Consider the following 3,546-nt stretch of genomic DNA (forward strand, 5'->3'; position numbering starts at 1 on the left):
CTCGTCAGAACATACACCGTATCTGACGGTTGTGCTGCAAACGATTTTGACCTTACAATGACATATTCAGGATCAGATAGAATGGATCCGGAATTTATTTCAACACCTCAAACTACACTGACAATCACTTGCGACGAAGGAGTACCAACTCCTCCAGAAATAACTGCAACAGATAACTGTGATTCAGATGTTGAAGTGATTTACGAAGAACTTACCAATTCTGTATCTGATGGTTGTGGACAGATTGTTAGACGTTGGACAGCTGTGGATGATTGTGGAAATGATGTTTCATTTACACAAACAATTACAGTTGAAGATAATACGTTACCAGTTCTTACTGTACCTGACGATACAATCGTGTATTCAGATTTGAACTGTTCTTACGATACTGACACTACATTTACAGGGGCGGCCATGGCAACTGATAATTGCGATCCGGATCCGACCTTAACCTTTGTGGATAGAAGCTGTTTTGGTACCGACGTTTCTTTCACACTTACCGCCAATGATGCAGGAAATATTGCGGAATTCGATATTAGTGGTCTTGACAACCTGAAAGCCAGTGACATAAAAAATCTGGCCCTGAGCTTCTCAGTTACACAGGGAGTTGGAAATGCTGAATTCTGGCTGATCGCACCAAGTGGTCAGGCTGTAATTTTAGTAGGTCCTTATTGTAACAGTACAAGCATTTGTGGAACAATTGGAACATTTAATGCAAACTTTAGTGAATCTGCCTCAATAACATGGGATAACACCACTACTGCAAATTTAGTGGGAGATTTTAAACCTTATGGTGATCTTATTTCAGTTAATACCGTTCCCGGCGTTACACTTGTATCAGGATTTGACGAGTTCACAGGCGACATGAACGGAACCTGGAGACTTTTTGGACGAAAACAAAAAATGGTAGGAGGAAACGGTACAATTACCTTTAATAACGTTTGCCTCACCCCTGCCCTCTCAGGATGCGAATACAATGAAATTTTTGTGCGTCGCTGGACTGCAAGCGATAATTGCGGAAATACGATTGAAGGACAACAGGTAATTCAGGTTGTTGATAGCACAGGTCCAGTAGTCTATATACCAAACGATACTACTGTAGATTGCGAAAATATTCCAGCATTACCTACTGTAACTGCCTATGACAATTGCAGTGGTGATGTTCCGGTTACATACATTGGCGCTGACACTTTGTATGAACAAAGTTGTTTTGATCAATTCACAATTGTACGAACCTGGAGCGCAACTGATGATTGTGGAAATTTAACAAATAAAACTCAACGTATTTCTGTAGAGAATTGCTGTAACGAAACTGTGGATGCAGGAGAAGATATTACCGTGTGTGAAGGAAATGAAGTAATCTTCTTTTCCAGTGAAGTTCCGGAAGCAATTTCATATGTATGGGAAGGACCGGATGGTTATTCACAAACTGGACAAAATCCTCCAACCTTTAATGCAACACTGGCCAGCGATGGTATTTATGTAATTACCGTTGAATATGGTTGTTCTTGTGTAGCAAAAGATACATTAGTAGTGAATGTCATTCCGAAACCAGAACCGATTACCACCAATGTAACGATCTGCTCGGATGAAACTTATACCTGGAGTATTAGCGGTGTGGAATACCTCGGTACGGACGGTGATACTACCGTTCGCTACGAAGGTGACAACTGTGCCGCGGATACTGTTCTAAACGTTTCGGTCAATGATGATCCGGATCCATTGATAACCAACGTGACCATCTGTTCGGATGAAACTTATACATGGGATGCAGACGGTGTAGAATACCTGGGTACCGATGGTGATACTACTGTTCATTATGAGGGTCTCAACTGTGCACCGGATACTGTTCTGAATGTAACAGTGATCCCGGAGCCAGATCCGATCGTGACCAATGTGACCATCTGCTCGGATGAAACTTATACATGGGATGCAGACGGCGTGGAATATCTTGGTACCGAAGGTGATACTACCGTTCACTACGAAGGTGCTGACTGTGCCGCCGATACTGTACTGAATGTAACAGTGATCCCGGAGCCAGATCCGATCGTGACCAATGTGACCATCTGCTCGGATGAAACTTATACTTGGGATGCAGACGGCGTGGAATATCTTGGTACCGAAGGTGATACTACCGTTCACTACGAAGGTGCTGACTGTGCCGCCGATACTGTACTGAATGTAACAGTGACTCCGGAACCGGATCCGATCGTAACCAACGTTAACATCTGCTCGGATGAAACTTATACATGGGATGCAGACGGCCTAGAATATCTTGGTACCGACGGTGATACTACTGTTCACTACGAAGGTGCTGACTGTGCCGCCGATACTGTACTGAATGTAACAGTGACTCCGGAGCCCGCTCCGATCGTAACCAACGTTAACATCTGCTCGGATGAAACTTATACATGGGATGCAGACGGTGTAGAATACCTGGGTACCGACGGTGATATTACTGTTCATTATGAGGGTCTCAACTGTGCCGCCGATACTGTTCTGAATATAACAGTGACTCCGGAACCGGATCCGATCGTAACCAACGTGACCATCTGCTCGGATGAAACTTATACATGGGATACAGACGGCCTAGAATACCTCGGTGCGGATGGTGATACTACTGTTCATTATGAGGGTCTCAACTGTGCACCGGATACTGCTCTGAATGTAACAGTGACCCCGGAGCCAGATCCGATCGTAACCAACGTGACCATCTGCTCGGATGAAACTTATACATGGGATGCAGACGGCGTGGAATACCTTGGGACTGATGGTGATACTACTGTTCACTACGAAGGGGCTGACTGCGCTGCAGATACTGTTCTAAACGTTTCAGTCAATGATGATCCCGATCCACTGATAACCAACGTGACCATCTGCTCGGATGAAACTTATACATGGGATGCAGACGGCGTGGAATACCTTGGGACTGATGGTGATACTACTGTTCACTACGAAGGTGCTGACTGTGCCGCAGATACTGTACTTAATATAACAGTAACTCCGGAACCGGATCCGATCGTAACCAACGTGACCATCTGCTCGGATGAAACTTATACATGGGATGCAGACGGCGTGGAATACCTTGGGACTGATGGTGATACTACTGTTCACTACGAAGGTGCTGACTGTGCCGCAGATACTGTACTTAATGTAACAGTAACTCCGGAACCGGATCCGATCGTAACCAACGTGACCATCTGCTCGGATGAAACTTATACATGGGATGCAGACGGCATGGAATACCTTGGAACTGATGGTGATACTAATGTTCATTATGAGGGTCTCAACTGTGCACCGGATACAGTACTTAATGTAACAGTAACTCCGGAACCGGATCCGATCGTAACCAACGTGACCATCTGCTCGGATGAAACTTATACATGGGATGCAGACGGCATGGAATACCTTGGAACTGATGGTGATACTAATGTTCATTATGAGGGTCTCAACTGTGCACCGGATACAGTACTTAATGTAACAGTAACTCCGGAACCGGATCCGATCGTAACCAACGTGACCATCTGCTCGGATGAAACTTATACA

1 protein-coding gene is annotated in these 3,546 nt (G+C 44.8%); it reads left to right on the forward strand.

Translation table 11 applies throughout. The features are described 5' to 3' along the window. Positions 1–3,546, forward strand: a 3,546-nt coding sequence (locus WFY05_RS19390) for an HYR-like domain-containing protein (RefSeq protein WP_340114584.1), incomplete at both ends; no start/stop codon positions are given.

The organism is Maribellus mangrovi, from assembly GCF_037646455.1.
Taxonomy (GTDB): Bacteria; Bacteroidota; Bacteroidia; order Bacteroidales; family Prolixibacteraceae; genus Draconibacterium; species Draconibacterium mangrovi_A.